Annotated in this window: 18 protein-coding genes; 10 read left to right on the top strand and 8 right to left on the bottom strand. The window is 38.3% G+C overall.

Annotation, left to right across the window (positions count from 1 at the left end):
* Nucleotides 1-67: 67 nt before the first annotated feature.
* Nucleotides 68-277: a hypothetical protein gene (locus tag GTU69_RS13655; RefSeq protein ID WP_166171285.1), complete on the bottom strand. Its 210-nt coding sequence runs from the start codon at nt 275-277 to the stop codon at nt 68-70.
* A 180-nt stretch (nt 278-457) separates the two neighbouring features.
* On the opposite strand from GTU69_RS13655, the gene GTU69_RS13650 reads away from it, so the two are divergent.
* Nucleotides 458-955, top strand: coding sequence for a phosphate-starvation-inducible PsiE family protein (locus GTU69_RS13650; protein ID WP_166171283.1), 498 nt, complete (start codon nt 458-460; stop codon nt 953-955).
* Between the two features lie 77 nt (nt 956-1032).
* Here the strand turns inward: GTU69_RS13650 and GTU69_RS13645 are convergent, their stop codons facing one another.
* A complete protein-coding gene (locus tag GTU69_RS13645) occupies nt 1033-1491 on the bottom strand; it encodes an RcnB family protein (protein ID WP_166171281.1) in 459 nt (152 codons plus the stop codon).
* A 184-nt stretch (nt 1492-1675) separates the two neighbouring features.
* On the opposite strand from GTU69_RS13645, the gene GTU69_RS13640 reads away from it, so the two are divergent.
* On the top strand, nt 1676-2134 hold the full coding sequence (locus GTU69_RS13640) for a hypothetical protein (protein WP_166171279.1): 459 nt from the start codon (nt 1676-1678) through the stop codon (nt 2132-2134).
* An 89-nt stretch (nt 2135-2223) separates the two neighbouring features.
* Here GTU69_RS13640 and GTU69_RS13635 read toward each other — a convergent pair whose 3' ends face one another.
* Nucleotides 2224-3687 carry a phospholipase D family protein gene (locus tag GTU69_RS13635; RefSeq protein WP_166171277.1) on the bottom strand — a complete coding sequence of 488 codons (1464 nt, stop codon included), beginning with the start codon at nt 3685-3687 and terminating at the stop codon, nt 2224-2226.
* 107 nt (nt 3688-3794) lie between these two features.
* A complete protein-coding gene (gene znuD / locus GTU69_RS13630) occupies nt 3795-5837 on the bottom strand; it encodes a zinc piracy TonB-dependent receptor ZnuD (RefSeq protein ID WP_166171275.1) in 2043 nt (680 codons plus the stop codon).
* 142 nt (nt 5838-5979) lie between these two features.
* On the opposite strand from znuD, the gene GTU69_RS13625 reads away from it, so the two are divergent.
* The 5 genes from GTU69_RS13625 (at nt 5980) to GTU69_RS13605 (ending at nt 11248) form a co-directional block, all read left to right on the top strand.
* Entirely contained in the window at nt 5980-6744 is a 765-nt protein-coding gene (locus GTU69_RS13625) for a DUF4184 family protein (protein WP_166171273.1), read from the top strand.
* A gap of 161 nt (nt 6745-6905) precedes the next feature.
* Nucleotides 6906-8696 carry an aspartate--tRNA ligase gene (gene aspS / locus GTU69_RS13620; RefSeq protein ID WP_086197526.1) on the top strand — a complete coding sequence of 597 codons (1791 nt, stop codon included), beginning with the start codon at nt 6906-6908 and terminating at the stop codon, nt 8694-8696.
* Nucleotides 8697-8814: 118 nt separating this feature from the next.
* The gene (locus tag GTU69_RS13615) at nt 8815-9036 is read left to right on the top strand and encodes a hypothetical protein (RefSeq protein ID WP_086197527.1); all 222 of its coding nucleotides are present in this window, start codon (nt 8815-8817) and stop codon (nt 9034-9036) included.
* A gap of 184 nt (nt 9037-9220) precedes the next feature.
* Nucleotides 9221-10099 (top strand): lysophospholipid acyltransferase family protein, encoded by an 879-nt coding sequence (locus GTU69_RS13610; protein ID WP_166171271.1) that lies wholly within the window; start codon nt 9221-9223, stop codon nt 10097-10099.
* A 204-nt stretch (nt 10100-10303) separates the two neighbouring features.
* On the top strand, nt 10304-11248 hold the full coding sequence (locus GTU69_RS13605; protein ID WP_166171269.1) for a glycosyltransferase: 945 nt from the start codon (nt 10304-10306) through the stop codon (nt 11246-11248).
* A 19-nt stretch (nt 11249-11267) separates the two neighbouring features.
* On the opposite strand, the gene GTU69_RS13600 is transcribed toward GTU69_RS13605, so the two are convergent.
* Nucleotides 11268-12068 (bottom strand): glycosyltransferase, encoded by an 801-nt coding sequence (locus GTU69_RS13600; RefSeq protein WP_166171267.1) that lies wholly within the window; start codon nt 12066-12068, stop codon nt 11268-11270.
* A 111-nt stretch (nt 12069-12179) separates the two neighbouring features.
* Between GTU69_RS13600 and GTU69_RS13595 the strand changes: the two genes are divergently transcribed.
* The 3 genes from GTU69_RS13595 to rffA are packed head-to-tail and all read left to right on the top strand — an operon-like array spanning nt 12180 to nt 14828.
* Nucleotides 12180-13085 carry a WavQ gene (locus tag GTU69_RS13595; RefSeq protein WP_166171265.1) on the top strand — a complete coding sequence of 302 codons (906 nt, stop codon included), beginning with the start codon at nt 12180-12182 and terminating at the stop codon, nt 13083-13085.
* Between the two features lie 40 nt (nt 13086-13125).
* Nucleotides 13126-13686 (top strand): acyltransferase, encoded by a 561-nt coding sequence (locus tag GTU69_RS13590; protein WP_166171263.1) that lies wholly within the window; start codon nt 13126-13128, stop codon nt 13684-13686.
* Nucleotides 13683-14828 carry a dTDP-4-amino-4,6-dideoxygalactose transaminase gene (gene rffA, locus GTU69_RS13585; protein WP_166171261.1) on the top strand — a complete coding sequence of 382 codons (1146 nt, stop codon included), beginning with the start codon at nt 13683-13685 and terminating at the stop codon, nt 14826-14828. The genes GTU69_RS13590 and rffA overlap by 4 nt, the downstream gene beginning before the upstream one ends.
* An 89-nt stretch (nt 14829-14917) precedes the next feature.
* Here rffA and rfbC read toward each other — a convergent pair whose 3' ends face one another.
* The 3 genes from rfbC to rfbD are packed head-to-tail and all read right to left on the bottom strand — an operon-like array spanning nt 14918 to nt 17243.
* Nucleotides 14918-15472, bottom strand: a complete 555-nt coding sequence (gene rfbC, locus GTU69_RS13580; RefSeq protein ID WP_166171259.1) for a dTDP-4-dehydrorhamnose 3,5-epimerase — start codon at nt 15470-15472, stop codon at nt 14918-14920.
* Nucleotides 15469-16353, bottom strand: a complete 885-nt coding sequence (gene rfbA / locus GTU69_RS13575) for a glucose-1-phosphate thymidylyltransferase RfbA (protein ID WP_166171257.1) — start codon at nt 16351-16353, stop codon at nt 15469-15471. The genes rfbC and rfbA overlap by 4 nt, the downstream gene beginning before the upstream one ends.
* On the bottom strand, nt 16350-17243 hold the full coding sequence (gene rfbD / locus GTU69_RS13570) for a dTDP-4-dehydrorhamnose reductase (protein WP_166171255.1): 894 nt from the start codon (nt 17241-17243) through the stop codon (nt 16350-16352). Before rfbD ends, rfbA begins: the two co-directional genes overlap by 4 nt.

Raw genomic sequence — 17243 nt, 5'->3', positions numbered from 1 at the left:
CCTGCACAAAGATAAGCAATAAAAAACGCCTGCAAATGCAGGCGTTTTTTATGACTCAAGATATCAATTAGATTTTTTCAACAATAATGGAATCTGAAACTTTTTTATTACTCTGTGCATCTTGATTAATTTTCACAATTTTAATTACGCCCTCGGCTTGTAGATGTTCGCATAACGTAACCAGCTTGTGCATTTCATCCATTTTAACCCCTGAACCCAAAATAAGTTTTTTGCCATTTTGTAAATTATCAATTTTTGTTTGAATTGTTGCTAACATTTTCTTTTCCCTGATCAATGAAATAACCCTTCATACATTACATGAATTTCGTATAAAAAAAATACAATCACTTAATTTTTTATCATCTTTCATTTTTTATTCTTTAATGTGCATGAAACTTGCATACTATTTAATAATCAATTTCATACAAACAATCATTCAAGATACAGGAGGAAAAAAATGTCAAAACCTAATAGCAAAGTTGAAAAAATTGAGACCCTCCTCGACCGTTTCGGAAATATTGCCGTAGAAAGTTTTCACTATATTGCCCTGTTTATTATTGGCTGTATGGTGATCTGGTCTGCCGGACATACGGTATTTGAAATTTTAACCATTAAACAGTTTGCAACCATCGACGATATTCTGCTGCTGTTTATTTATCTTGAACTGGGTGCCATGGTAGGTATTTACTTCAAAACCAATCATATGCCGGTACGTTTTTTAATTTATATTGCCATTACGGCTCTGACTCGTTTACTTATTTCAGATATCCAGCATGACCATAAAGCCGATATGGATCTGGTGATTATTACCGGTTCAATCCTGATCTTGGCATTTTCGATTTTGGTGGTGCGTTTCTCTTCCTGGACCTACCCGTCTGTGATTCGTGATAAACATTCAGAAAAGCCACTCCCTGCAGATAAAACTCCACAACCGCAAGATGATGAATTAGCTTAATATGTTAAAAGCCCCTCTTTTTAAAGATGAGCCATATATGGCGCAAGAGGGGAGATTGAATCATTAAAAATGAATCTTTAACGATTCGGCACCAACACATAACGACCATTTTCAAATATCCAATGGCTGCCAGTCGGTGGTGCAGGCAAACCCAAACGTTGCCAGTCGGAGATAAAGGTCGTGTTTGAGCTTTCAATTCGGGCGGTTCTCGGATCACCATTCACCCAGCTATAGCTTTGAGAATTTTGTGCAATGGTCGTGGGTGCCTGATATTGAATGCTGATGCCATTCTGAATGGTCGGATAATTCTGATGATGCGGTGGACGCTGCGGATAATTCGGGTAGTGCTGTGGATAATGTTGCTGCTGATGTGGATAGTGATTTTGAGGATAACTATTTTGCGGATAATAAGGACGAGGCTGGTAGCGAGTAGTATCTACCCCACGATAATTTGACCAGCGATTTTCTGCTTGCGTTATTGCAGAAGCCCCCAAAAGCATCATGCCAATCAAAGCACAAAGAGCTGTTAATTTCATAAGAGCCACCTACCATACATTATAAAGCTTATTGTAATTCCTAGTTTAGGATAAAAAATGAATAAAAAAACAGCAAATGCAAAGTTTTGTAAATGAAATATTTCTCGAGTTTTCTCTTGAGACACATCCCGGCTCAAATGATGAATATGCTAAAATGCAGTTTTTTATTATGGGATCAAACAGAGTGTCTGATTTAAGTTTTGACCGCCTACATCAATTCTTTTGCAAGGTTCCAAGTATTCAAGAATCTTTAATTAATGCCTATGGTTCAGATGGTCAACATGCCTGGTGGTTTAAATTTCAAATCAATGTGGAACATCCTCTAGCATGGCAAACCGTACAGGAACTGGGTCATGTATTAAATTACATTTCCAAGAATGAACGTTTACCGACACAATTTTTGCCGGTTTCTCCGCCACCGTATATGAATGGTGAAGCCAAAGAGTTTTTGGCTTGGGTCATTCAGTGCAATCACCCCGATTTTTCACCTGATGTGGTCTGTGACTGGTTAGAAGCACGTTTACCGCAGCCAGTTGAAGATGAAAGCCAGTGGAAAATTAAAACGGATTTAAAAGAGCTGGATAAACTCTCTGACAAAGATCTAGATCAGATGGTTCCACCTAATCCTGAGCCAAAAAATTAAAAACGCGTGATGCACTGAAATCCCTCCTAACCTCCCTTTATAAAGGGAGGAAAGTCCCTCTTTGGAAAAGAGGGATTTAGGGAGATTATCTAAAACGTCGACAATCCGCTCCATTCCATAAAACGGTAAATTCCATATTTCAATGTCGATTCATCTGCATATTGCCTGTAATCGACACTCATGTTTTTGCCATTCAAATTGGCCCAAGCCATATCAAAATAAGCTTGGGCATCGGTAAACACTGCTGCCTGCGATGAACCGACCACGCGTAAATTGGTTTCCAGATTATAGTTTTTGATGTTACGCGCAGTGAAATTGGCTGAACCCAAAATCAGATCCGACTGCTGTGCATTTGATTTAATAATCATCTTGCTATGACATTGTTCACCTTGAGTATTGCACCAGCGTACCGGCACACCGGCAGCATTTAATTCAGAAGCCACCTGCCGGTTAGGAATACCATTTTTTTTACGCCCAAACGCATCCTTATTCGGATCAAGCAGCACACGGACTTTTACCCCACGCTCATGTGCAGCAATCAGGGCTTTAACAATATGCCGTTCAGACAAATAGAACATGGCCAAATCAATCTGCTCTTTAGGCTTGGCAGTTTCAATCAGTTTGAGTGTTGCATCGTAAATCGCTTTTTCAGTCAGTACCTGAACTTGAGGTAAAGACCGATCCCCTTCAAACTCGCCAATAATGACCATCGGAATATCACCTTTGGACATCCGGCCTACAGCCTGTTCGGTCTTCAATACATCAATGGCTGTATTGCCCGTTACCAGCAAAGCCACATTAGAATGACGTGAACTGCCATCATGCGGATTGGCTGAAGTCACCAAAGCTTTCCAGCCCTGAGCCGTATCCACCACCAGAGTTTTACGGTGATTGGCCTTAAAATTAAACAGATTAAAATAACTGCGCAGGGTAATTTTTTCCTGACCAAACGGATTGGCGAGCCAGCCTTTTTCAGGGTTATTGCCGACATCCTGACAACAGAGATACCAGAAGCCAGACCATACTGGATTGGATGCACGCAGCGGTCTTAAATCCGTTTCAATCACGTCAATGCCTGCACTACGTAACTGACGATAATGCTCGGGTGCAAGACCACCATAGACTGAATTAATCGGGTCGGTAATCACCTTAATTTCAATATTGGGCTGCACACCGCGTTTTAAAATCAAGGCATCCGTGAGTTGTTGCGCCAATGCCTGATGAGATAGCGTTGACTCCCCGACTTCACTATTGAACAAGAACATGTCCAGTACAATGGTGGTTTGCGCTTCATCAATCAATTTTAACATTTCATTAAAAATATGATGGTCTTGCTGCTGTTTTCCACTTGCATCCAGATAGGTTTGATCTGCAATAAACTTCACCTCGGCATGACGTAACTTACCGGTAAAATTCAGGCCTTCAGGCAAGGGTTTATAGGTATGATAAATGGCCGATGAGAGATATCCCAATGCCAACAAACCGATGATCACGCTGGCATAACGACGGCCTGACCAATTCAATTTCTGATGAATTCGTTGAAAAATACGCATAACAAAAAACCTAGTCCAATATCATCAGACTAGGTTTTATTGCTTGATTTATCAAGAGGATTTCTGTTTCACCTGCTTGAATCAGCAGATTTCAGGATGACTTTTGCCTAGAAACCGAATTCGAGACCAACAGTAAAGTTACGTCCCACTTGCGGAATATTCGACAGGAATGAAGCATGTGAATAAACTTGATCATCCAGCAGGTTATTGGCTTTAAAGTAGACACGATAAGTATTTTTATCAGCAAGAGTATTGGCATAACTCAAGCCCAGATTAACCATGTTATAGCCCTGAGTTTCATCCTCATAGCTGGCAATTTTGTCCTGATTAAACACATGGTAATACTCAGCCAGACCCGACCAGTGATCGTCAAAGCTTGCGTCCACTTTGGTACCTAAACGACCTGCCGGAACACGAGGTGCATTTTCATTCTCGATTTTTCCACGCACATAATCCCCAAACACACCTACTTTGTAGGTATCGTTTAGAGCATAAGAGGCCGCTGCTTCGGCTCCATAGAACTTGGCTTTGTCTTGGGTATATTCAACCAGACGGAAATCTTTAAAATTATCCAGGGTTTGGGCATAAATATAGTGATCAAACCAGTTGTGATAGACATGCACATGATAATCCAGCGGACCATTTTCATAATGCAGTCCAAGCTCCAGATTATTGGATTTTTCTGCAGTCAGATTTTCATTGCCGCGTTCATAAGTGTTGGTCGCAAAATGTTTGCCATTGGCATACAGTTCTTGCGCCAAAGGCAGACGTTCTTGATGAGAACCAACCAATGATAATTTATAGTTGGGTACAAATTCCCAGTTCAGCGCGCCTGAGTAGGAAAAACCATAATCATCAAAGTCTTTTTTATCAGAATCAATGTCAATTTTTTGCTGATCCAAACGTGCACCGAGTTCCACATGTACATCATCAAACTGTTTATGTTCTAAGGCAAACAGACTCCACTTCCGGGTTTTAGTCGGATCCAGCAAAGCTTCTTCACCGCTAATATCCAGCTTTTGCTGATTATATTGAGCACCGATCATCCCTTCCCAGCTGGCAATCGGATTGTGGACCAATTCTAAACGTGCATCATAGCCTTTGCTTTTAAAGGTAGTTTGCGCAGCATTCTCTTCAATTTCATCATGCTTGTAATCGGTATAGCTGGCATGGGCACGAAGCTTTTGAAACCCGGCAAAAGGATCATTGAGTTCGGTACGGAAATCATAACGTTCTGATTTTAAATCGACCCATGGTCCCGCCGCATGCTCTTCATGCGTATGCCCGGGTTGCTGGCCACAGCCAATTAAGGCATTACCGGACACCTGACAATCTTCATATTCATGACTATGCCCCGGTAAACCATACTGGTCCTGACGGTTACTGTATGAAATACCACTAAAGCCTCGGTCATGAATCCAGGATAAACCGACATTGACCGTTTCACCTTCAGCAAAGGTATTCCCGACACGGCGTTCTTTTTCTAATTCGCCTTCATGATCATGGAAATAATCCGGTGCAATATAGTCATTGGCTTTACGTTTTGAACCTTCAACCCGTAATGCAACCTGATCGGCTAAAGCAACCGTGACACCCGCACTAGCGAGTTTTTCATCACTACCCGTGTTGTAACGTAAGCCTAGCTGACCTTCATAACCCTTGTCAGGCATTTGCGTTGGAATTTTATTATCGGTGACATTGACCAGTCCACCCACTGTTCCTGCGCTATACAGTAAAGTCGATGGTCCCCGAATAATCTCAACCTGTTTTGCCAGAATCGGATCAACAGTGACGGCATGGTCTGGTGAAAGCGTAGAGACATCCGCTGTTTCAGAGGCATGTTGCAATATTTTTACCCGCGCGCCATCCTGCCCGCGAATTACCGGACGGCTGGAACCTGAACCATACTGATTGGAAGATACCCCAAGCTCACCTGCCAAAGCATCACCAATAGTCGTACTGCCTTCGGCAAGCTTTTTATGATCAATGACCTGATCAGCCACTGCAAAATCTGCAGCCGACTGTACCAGGGGATGTGCCTGCAATGTGAGGGTGGCAAGTTGTTGAGTCTGAGTATCCTCATCAGCAAAAACAGCAGGTGCAATGACGGCAAAAATAGAGAGTGTAATTAAATTCTTATGAACAAGCATGGAACGGACTCAAGGCTGTAATTTCTAAATAACGTTATAATATAACATTGCATTTTTTTTGCAATCCTTTACGATAAACAGCTACATATTTTATTAGAATGTTTTTAAATACTTTTTATCGCATTAAAACATTATTTTATTTATGCCCTTTACCCTATCTCATGCTGTCCTTGCCCCACCCATTTCCTACCTGACTGGAAACCGGCTTCCGGTTGCCGCACTGACGATTGGCTGCATGGTGCCAGACCTTTATCGTCTGTTTAGCCAAGATCATTCCAATAGCACTCATTTATGGTCCTCCCTGATTCATCCAGACTTGTGGATCGGGCTGGCTTTTTGTGCCATCTGGTATCTGATTTACCGGCCGGTGATCTACCGCTTTCTCGGTATCCGGCATGAACTGAATATCACCAGCTTCTTTGCAGCATTTAAGTTTTTTACAGGAGTCTGTCTGGCCGTGATGCTGGGTACAGCAACCCATCTGATTTGGGATGGTCTGACCCATGTGGATTTTCGTACCTTTGCCTTGCATGACCTTCTCAGTCAGCAGTTTCAGATTTTAGGACAAAGCTATCCCCTGCACCGCATTTTGCAGCTTGGGAGCTCCTTCGCAGCCCTGCCATTTATTGTATGGATGAGCCTGCATTACTATCGGTGCCATCGGCAATCCCTGGCCCTTAGCCACAAGATCAAAGTTTTTGCTTGGGGCTTATTCGGACTGTCGATCCTCACTGCCTTGTTCTCGGTCTGGGACTATATGCACTATATTCCTGATGAGGTGTGGCAATCTGAGCTGTATTATTTTACCGGCCGTTCCATCAATGAATTCAGTCAGGGCTTTTTGATGGTATTTAGCCTGGGCTGTTTACTGTTTTTATTTCTGGACCAGAATCAGCGCATGGACTAATCAAATAGCCCACTTTCCGCTTATTCACTTTAAATTGTTGCTGTTTTTGTCTCAAGTTCTTGTGACTATATGCCCAAAGAGGCATAATTCAACATTCGAAAAAAGCGGTACGCTGTTTACGTATACGCTGACCTTAACCCATATAGTTGGATTTTTACGCTATGATGCGAACTCATTACTGTGGCTCATTAACTGAAGCCCAAATTGACCAAACCGTAACATTATGCGGTTGGGTACACCGTCGTCGTGACCACGGTGGTGTTATCTTCCTTGACATGCGTGACCGTGACGGTCTTGTTCAAGTGGTTATCGATCCAGATACACCAGAAGCATTCTCAACTGCGGACAAGGCACGTTCTGAATTCGTATTAAAAATCACAGGTCGTGTACGTCGCCGTTATGAAGGCACAGAAAATGCCAACATGGTGAGTGGTCAAATCGAAGTTTTAGCAAAAGACATCGAAGTTCTTGCTACTTCTGAAACGCCTCCATTCCCATTGAATGATGAAAATACCAACATCTCTGAAGAAATCCGTTTGAAATATCGTTTCCTGGATATCCGTCGTCCAGAAATGTTAGATCGCCTACGTTTCCGTTCTAAATTGACCAACCTGATTCGTAACTACTTCGAAGAAAATGGTTTCTTAGACGTTGAAACTCCGATCTTGACCCGTGCTACTCCAGAAGGTGCTCGTGACTATTTAGTACCAAGTCGTGTCTCTAACGGTAGCTTCTACGCACTTCCACAATCCCCACAGCTGTTCAAACAGTTGTTGATGGTAGGTGGTATTGATCGTTACTATCAAATTGCTAAATGTTTCCGTGATGAAGACTTACGTGCTGACCGTCAGCCTGAATTCACCCAAATCGACGTTGAAACATCGTTCATGAGTGACGATGACATCATGGATTTGATGGAGCGTTTAACCGTTAAGATGTTCGATGAACTTCTTGGCGTGAAATTCGACAAATTCCAGCGCATGACTTATGCAGATGCAATGCGTGACTATGCATCTGACAAACCAGACTTACGTATTCCTTTGAAACTTGTTGATGTTGCAGACATGATGCAAGACGTTGAGTTCAAAGTATTCGCAGGTCCTGCCAAAGATCCTAAAGGCCGTATCGTTGCGCTTCGCGTACCGGGTGCTGGTTCTCTTCCACGTAGCCAGATCGATGAATACACTAAATTCGTGGGTATCTACGGTGCGAAAGGTTTGGCTTACATTAAAGTCAACGAACTTGAAAAAGGCATCGAAGGTCTGCAATCTCCAATCGTTAAATTCATCGAGCCAATCGTGCTTGATCTATTGAAACGTGTTGGCGCTGAAAATGGTGACATCGTATTCTTCGGTGCAGATAAAGCTAAAGTTGTAAACGATGCAATGGGCGCTTTACGTATCAAGATCGGCCATGACATGAACATGGCGACTTGTGAGTGGGCTCCGCTTTGGGTGGTTGACTTCCCGATGTTCGAAGAAACTGACGATGGCAAATGGACTTCTGTTCACCACCCATTCACACTACCAAAATCAAGTGTTGAAGAAGTGAAGAACAACCCAGGTCAAGCATTGTCTGTGGCTTACGATATGGTATTGAACGGTACTGAAATCGGTGGTGGTTCACTTCGTATCTATACGCTCGAGATGCAAAAAGCGATCTTCGAAGCACTAGGTATTTCTGAAGAAGAAGCAGAAGAGAAATTCAGCTTCTTGCTCAATGCACTTAAATTCGGTGCACCTCCTCACGGTGGTTTGGCATTCGGTCTGGACCGTCTTGTCATGTTGATGACAGGTTCATCTTCAATCCGTGACGTGATTGCATTCCCGAAAACCAAAACTGCTGAATGTCCGTTGACTCAAGCACCGGCACCAGTTGAAGGTAATCAATTACGTGATTTGGGTATTCGCTTACGTGAAAAACCAAAAGCTGAAGCTCAACAAGAAGCTTAATTCTTGCCTGATTCAGTGATCAAAAACCCTGCTTGATGCAGGGTTTTTTATTGAATTGAGATTGATTCCGGGTAGTGGCATAATAATGCTGTTTTTTTATTATTGAGTTAAACAAGCTATGGCTATGCGTCCCGCTGTTCGTAATCGTGGCATTATGCTCATTGTGTTTTCTATTGTACAGTGGCTATTTATGCGTTATATCTTGGCCAATGACTTATTTAACATGGATACTAATCAACGTATTCTTTATTTTTGTGTAAGTAGTCTAGGTGGGGCCTTACTTATTTTTGTCGGCTTGATTTATATGGTTTTAAAAGGCAATGCCGACAAAGCCGAATAACTCCCTTCTTTAGCCACTGACTGGTGACATTCCTCAGTGGTTTTATCTTGTTTTATTTTGTTCTGAAAATGTTTAACTCCTGATCTGTGATTTAGACATGGGGCAGCAGCATCCTTGCTGTAATAAAACTCTTTGCAAAATTTTCTTCTTATAACCAGTTTAGTTTTCAAAGAGTTACGCCATTATGTATTTTTTCCTCAAAGTCATTTCCCGATTTCCGTTGTCTTTTTTACAGCTTCTGGCATCCTGCATTGCAATTCTGCTGTACTCCTTCAATTCCTCACTCAAACGAATTACTGGCATCAATTTAAAGCTGGCTTATCCAGAACTGGATGAAACAGCCTACCAGGCTCTCTTCAAGAAAAGCTTAAAAAGTCAATGCATGACGTATATAGAATCAATCAAATGTTGGGGTATGCCACCTGAATACAGCTTAAATCAAATCAAAAATATTTACGGAGAACAGCATCTTACAGAAGCCTTAGCCAATAAAAAAGGCGTTATAGTTGTGGTTGCACATTTGGGCTGCTGGGAGCTTTTAAATGCATGGCTGAATTTACATGCCGCCCCGATGATCATGTACAAGCCCAATAAGCATAAAGCGGTGGATCGCTTTATGCTAGAAGCGCGCCAGCGATTGAATGCCACGCTTGTCCCCACCGATGAAAATGGCGTGCGTGCCATCTTTAAACATCTGAAGCAAGGAGGATTAACGGTCATTTTACCGGATCATCTTCCTAAAGCATCGGGAGGTATTTATTCAGAATTTTTTGGACAAAAGACCTTATCTACTACGCTGGTGTCAAAACTGGCCAGTAAGACCCAATGCAACATAGTGGGCCTCAGTTGTATTCGGGATGAAACATCAGGTTTTAATGTGTATTGCTCACCACTATCCGATCAGATTTTATCGAAAGATTTACAAACTTCAGTTGATAGCCTAAATCAAAACCTTGAAAATATGATTAATGTTGCACCTGAGCAATATGTCTGGTCTTATAAGCGGTTTAGAAATGTTGAAGGGAATAAAAATCTTTATACATCTCAGGCACTAGATAAATAGCGATGCTATATTGCCATACACAACCATAGAATCATGCTGATTTTTTAGTCGCTCAGTGGTTATTTATGTACTCTATACTTGCGAATGATATCTTTATACTCCAATACCCCATTAGTCTATTATTTCTTAAAGAGTATTTTAGGTGCACTGGTAATTTTATAGGATAGTTTATATAGTGTTGAATAGGAATCTGGATAAATAATAATGGCAAAATTAAAGATTTTAGTGATTGGCAAACGAAATGGCATTCTCCAATGGTATGAAAATATATTGGACTCAAATGATCAAAGCGCTGACTATGTAATTTCAGGCTTTGCTCTCAATCATAACAATACACTAGAACGTTTTTTAAAAAAAATTATTCCCAACAAAGACGTATACACAGCGAAATTACTAGAGAAAAAGTTATCTTCATTTCAACCAGACTTAATTTTAATTGTCGATTTATTTTACTTCTCACCCTCTTTACTAAAGGTTTTATCAAAATATCCATGTAAAAAAGCGCATTGGATTGGTGACTTCTTTGATCAACGATTAGCTAAATCTAAAGAGATTATCGATTTATTTTGCTTTACAGACTCCAGCTTCATAGAGGATGCAAAAAAAATAGGTATTACAAATAGCCTGTATTTGCCATTAGCCTATAATCCCAATATCTTTTTTGAAGGCAATGAGTCGAAAGATGAACGCTTATTATTTATTGGTGCATGGTCACCTAACAGACAAGAACTGATTGAACAAATTCCTCTTCCGCTTACAATTTATGGTAAAGGTTGGGATAAACTCAAAAAAGCAGATAGCATTATACATCCATACAATATTCCTTTAACTCAAGTAGCAGATCTTTACCGAAAACATAAATATATTTTGAATCTGATTAACAAAAAAAATATTAGGCAAGGTATGAATATGCGATGCTTTGAAGCACCGGCGTGTGGATGTATATTAGTCAGTGAATATGTTAAGGATCTAGAATTTAACTTCGACATAAGAAATGATCTTATTTACTTTTCAGATCATATAGAATTAAAAAATAAAATCAAAAATTCAAAAATCAACCCTAAACTATTAATGTATAAGGTTAAAGAAAATCATACTTATAAAGACAGGATTAATTATATTTTAAAAATAATAAATATACACAATTAATCCTATTTCTTAAATATTTTTACATTTTATCTATTTTTTTTAAAATAGATCTAGATAATCGAATTATTCTTTTAAAATTAAAAAAAATATTTTTTAATGAATTATTCGAAACATAAAAATTTGAGCACATTGCCCAAAAAAATTGAGGTCTTTTTCTATTATATTGCATATCAATATATTTTTTTTGTGCAGTGAAATAGCTTTCATCTACATTTCCAGGACTCTTATGAAATAAGTGAAAATCTATAACATAATTCTTAAGACCTAAATTTTCAGAATTTTGACATAAATCAATTGCATACAAATGAAAACCTTTTAACAGATGCTCAGTTGTAGATAAGTTATGCTTTCTATTAATAATCAAAAAATTTTCATCCAGACTCATTACCTCCCTCGGAAAAATTCCCTCTCGCAGGTTAAGGAAATTAGGATCAGATATACGGATACTAGTATTACCTGATTTAGTTTTGCCAGCATTACCCAAAACAGCCCAATCTCTATCTAATACCTCTAACTCTTTTATTCTTTGATCCAATATAGCTCTATTATCATGTTTAAATAAAATATCTTGATGACAAAAAATCAAATATCTGCCTTTCGCTTCTTTTAATGCACGGTTTATTCCACTATAGCCATCAAATTTATTTTCATTTTTATTATCAAAATATAAAAATTCAATATCATCTCCATCAAAACCTGCTTTTTTGGCACTCTCAACCATATCCATGTATTCATCAAACTTAGTAACGAGAGTACAAAAAGTGTACGATTTAAAAAAGGTTAAATCACCATCTATTTTTCGAATATCTTTATTAAACATAAATTTAATTTAAACCAGAGTATTTTTATCAATATTATAACATTTAATAAAAAAATAAAAAATAAAAACAGAAATATGATAATATTTTTTCTTTTGTTTCACTTAATCAAGATGAAATTCTTTATCTATACAGATTCTTATAATCCAAACATTGGTGGTTCTATCGTATTACATAGACTATGTCATATAATAAATACTATAAGCTCGCATGATGCTTATCTAATTCCTTTTGGATATCCAAAAAAAGGAGTTACAAAGAGATTTCAAGCACTTTTAAAAGGAAATTTAATAAAACCTAAAAATTTTAAAATTCATCCTGAATGGGAAACACCTATTTGGGGGGCATCTAATATTCCAAAAAATGAGATAGTTATATATCCAGAAATTACAAATGGAAATCCACTTGATATTAAAAATGTAGTGAGATGGTTCTTACATCAACCTGGATTTCATACTGGAGAAGTTGATTATGGAGATAATGAGATTTATTTCAAATTCAATTCTGCAATTAAAGACTTTTATCATAAAAACTCATATTTATCGGAAAATGAGTTAAAAGTCATTTACTACCCTATAGATATATACAATATAAAAAAAATAGAAAAAAAAGATATTGAATCCTGCTATATGATTAGAAAAGGACATTATAAAAAATTTATTCATGATGAAAATTCAATATTACTTGATGGGAAAACACATCAAGAGATAGCTAGTATATTTAGACGATCAAAAAGATTTATATGCTATGACGACTATACTGCCTATTCTATATTTTCCATTTTATGTGACTGTGAATCAATTGTAGTTCCAGAGGAAAATACTCCTCTAAATACTTGGTATCCTAATGAAAGTGATAGATTTGGTATTGCTTATGGACTTGATGAAGAACAATTAGAATGGGCAAGAAAAACTCGACACAAAGTCCGTGAACACGTGATTAGTGAACATAAAAAAAGCGAGGAAAGAGTTTTATTATGTTTACAGGAAATTGAGGAATACTTTAAATGCCATTCCTAAATAATATTTTTATCTTACCTATATAAAGGAGAAAAGTCATATGGCATATTTATCAATTGAAGAATTGAATAGAATGGGCTTTAAATCTTTAGGCAGTAATGTAAAAATTAGTGATAAAGCATCAATATACAACTGTTCAGAAATAGAAATTGGAGATAACTCTAGAGTTGATGATTTTTGTATACTTTCTGGAAGAATTAAAATTGGTAATTTTTGCCATATTACTCCTATGTGTTTAATTGCAGGAGGAAAACCTGGTATTTTTATCAATGACTTTAGCACCTTGGCTTATGGAGTTAAAGTTTTTTCACAAAGTGATGATTATTCAGGGGACAGTATGACAAACTCATTAATCCCCTCAAAATATAAAAATGAATTTTACTCAGAAGTTAACATTGAAAAGCATGTGATAATTGGAACTAACTCTGTCATTTTTCCAGGAGTTACATTATCTGAAGGTACTTCAATTGGGGCAATGTCATTAGTTCTAAAAAGTACAGAAGCATGGGGAATTTATATTGGAACTCCAGCAAAATTTTTAAAAAAACGGAGTCAAAAGCTACTTACTTTAACTGAAGAATTCATGAGAGAAACCAAATGATCCCATTTAATAAACCACCTTTTATTGGTATTGAGTACCAACATATCTCAAATGCAATACAAAGTGACAAAATCTCTGGTGATGGATTTTATAGCAAAAAATGTCAGAAATGGTTTGAAGATATTTTACCTTGCTCAAAAGCATTACTCACCCCTTCTTGTACACATGCATTAGAATTAGCAGCAATATTAATTGATGTACAACCTGGTGATGAAATTATTATGCCAAGTTATACATTTGTTAGTACAGCAAATGCTTTTGTACTTCGTGGTGCAAAAATTATATTTGTTGATATACGTCCAGACACAATGAATATTGATGAAAATAAAATTGAAGCAGCCATTACAAATAAGACAAAAGCAATTGTCCCAGTCCACTATGCTGGTGTAGCTTGTGAAATGGATAAAATCATTGCGTTGGCTGAAAAATATAATTTATATATAATAGAAGACGCTGCACAAGGAATGATGTCTTCATATAAAAATAAAAAGTTAGGTACAATAGGACACCTAGCAGCTTATAGTTTCCATGAAACAAAAAATTATACAAGTGGTGGAGAAGGTGGTTTATTATTAATTAATGATGTCAATTTTATTGAGCGGGCTGAAATTATTAGAGAAAAAGGTACAAACCGTAGCCAATTTTTTAGGGGAATGGTAGATAAATACACTTGGTGTGATATCGGTAGTAGCTATTTACCTAGTGAATTACAAGCAGCATATCTATGGGGACAATTAGAAAATGCAGATCTAATTAATCTGAATAGATTAAACAGTTGGAATATCTATTATAATCGATTAAAGAATTTAGAAAAAGATAATATTATTCAACTACCTAAAATACCTGAAAATTGCAACCATAATGCGCATATGTTCTATATAAAAGTCAAAAACTTAGAAACAAGAACAAAACTTCTTGAATATTTGAAAGGAAAAAATATAGGAGCAGTATTTCATTATGTTCCATTACACACATCTCCATTTGGATGTAAAAATACAATTTTCAATGGCGTAGATAAATTCACTTCAATTGAAAGTGAAAAATTACTTAGATTACCATTATGGTATGGTATAAAAGAAAATGAAATTTTATTTATTATTGAAAAATTATATGAGTTTTTTAATATAAATATCAGAATATAATTAGCAAAAACCATCATTAACATTGTAGCGTTTTGCCCTGCTACAATGTTAATTTATTGGTATTAAAAAAGTTTTTCTCAATAAAAATTTTAGATGTTAGAAAATGGTAAAGCAACCTGATCCTTCTCACTCACCAAAACTTCATTAACCTGATTTAAAGGCCAATCAATTGCGAGTGTCGGATCATTCCAGAGAATAGCACCCTCACTTTCTTTATTATAATAATTGGTAGTTTTATACAAGAACTGGGTATTATCCTCTAATGCAATAAAGCCATGGGCAAATCCTTCCGGAATCCAGAACATGGTTTTATTCTCAGCGCTAAGTTCTACACCGACCCATTCACCATAAGTTTTAGATTCAGGGCGAATATCCACAGCCACATCCCATACCCGGCCTTGCACAACTCGAACCAATTTGCCCTGAGCATATGGAGTTTTTTGGAAGTGTAAACCGCGTAGTACTCCCTTTTGCGACAGGGAGTGATTATCCTGAACAAATGTTGGTACGGGTAAATTTAACTCTTCAAGCGCTTGAGCAAAACGTTGATGATTAAAACTTTCCATAAACCAGCCACGATCATCACCAAACACTTGTGGATGTATAATCAGCAAGCCTTCAATTTTGGTTTGTTCAATTTTCATTGTACTTCATCCGCAATCTTATACAGATATTGACCGTATTCTGTTTTCTTTAAAGCACTAGCGCTGTCTAGTAATTGAGTTTTACTAATCCAACCTTGGTTAAAACCAATCTCTTCAAGACAAGCTACTTTCAACGATTGACGTTTTTCAATGGTATAAACAAACTGGCCTGCTTCAAGCAAAGATTCATGCGTACCTGTATCCAACCAGGCAAAGCCACGACCAAGTAGTTCGACGTTAAGTGAACCATCTTTCAAGTAAGCATTATTAATGTCGGTAATTTCAAGTTCGCCACGAGCTGAAGGTTTAACCTGCTTGGCAAATTCAACGACACGATTGTCATAGAAATATAAACCTGTAACCGCATAAGGAGATTTTGGCTGTACAGGTTTTTCTTCAATACTGAGTACCTTACCAGTTTTGTCAAATTCAACCACACCAAAACGCTCAGGATCTGTAACATGATAGCCAAAGACTGTGGCTCCATACTCACGTGCATTCGCGGCCTCAAGTTGCTCACTGAAGTGTTGACCGTAGTAAATATTATCACCCAAAATTAGACAGACATTGTCTTGACCAATAAATTCTTCACCGATCAGGAATGCTTGTGCCAAACCATCAGGAGAAGGTTGCACCTTATAGCTCAGTTCAATACCAAATTGGGAACCATCGCCCAATAATTTTTCAAAGTTTGGAAGGTCTTCAGGTGTTGAAATAATTAAAACTTCACGAATACCCGCCAGCATCAATACAGAAAGCGGATAGTAAATCATTGGCTTATCGTAAATTGGTAGAAGTTGCTTGGACACACCTTTGGTAATCGGATGTAAGCGTGTACCGGAACCGCCTGCTAAAATAATACCCTTACGTTTTATACTCATTTGCTTAATAGCTCCGCTAGTATTCGTTTTACACCTTCTTGCCAATGCGGCAAATTCAATCTGAAGGTTTGCTGTAACTTTTGATTGTTTAATCGTGAATTATGTGGTCGTGTGGCTGGAGTTGGATACGCCGTGGTAGGAATGGGATTGACCTTTTGTACAGCCAATTCCAATCCAAAGACTCGTGCCTGCTCAAAAACATAATTGGCATACCCAAACCATGAAGTTTCACCACTTGCTACAAGGTGATAAACCCCTGTTTTCATGCTGTCAGCCGCTGTTTGTGGAATGGCCTGTGCCGTAATATCCGCAATCAACTCAGCCGAGGTAGGGGCACCCACTTGATCATCAATGATAGAGAGTTCTTCTCGCTGCTGAGCCAAATTCAGCATAGTTTTCAGGAAATTTTTTCCTCGAGCAGCATAGACCCATGAGGTTCTGAAAATTAGGTAATCACAACCACTTGCAATAATTGCCTGCTCACCTTGCACTTTGGTTTGACCATAAACATTTAAGGGTGCAATGCGATCCGTTTCAAGAAATGAAGTCTGACCTAAGCCATCAAAAACATAGTCTGTCGAGTAATGCACAAACAGTGCATTGACTTGTTGGCACGCTTCAGCTGCAGCTTTTACCGTTTGATGATTCACTAAATCGGCTTGATCCTGCTCTGTTTCAGCTAAATCCACGGCTGTATAGGCAGCAGCATTCACGACCACATCAGGTTTTACCGTCATGATCGTGTTATAAATCGCCCGTGGCTGGGTCATATCACCGGACAGTCCTGCTAGACCATGCCGGTCTAATGCAATAACATCACCCAAAGGAGCTAGAGCACGTTGTAGTTCCCACCCAACCTGACCATTTTTTCCAAGCAATAAAATCTTCAT

The organism is Acinetobacter sp. SA01 (assembly GCF_011319235.1).
Lineage (GTDB): Bacteria > Pseudomonadota > Gammaproteobacteria > Pseudomonadales > Moraxellaceae > Acinetobacter.
The sequence above is the reverse complement of the archived record's forward strand: the minus strand, read 5'-3'. Positions and strand labels throughout refer to the sequence as shown.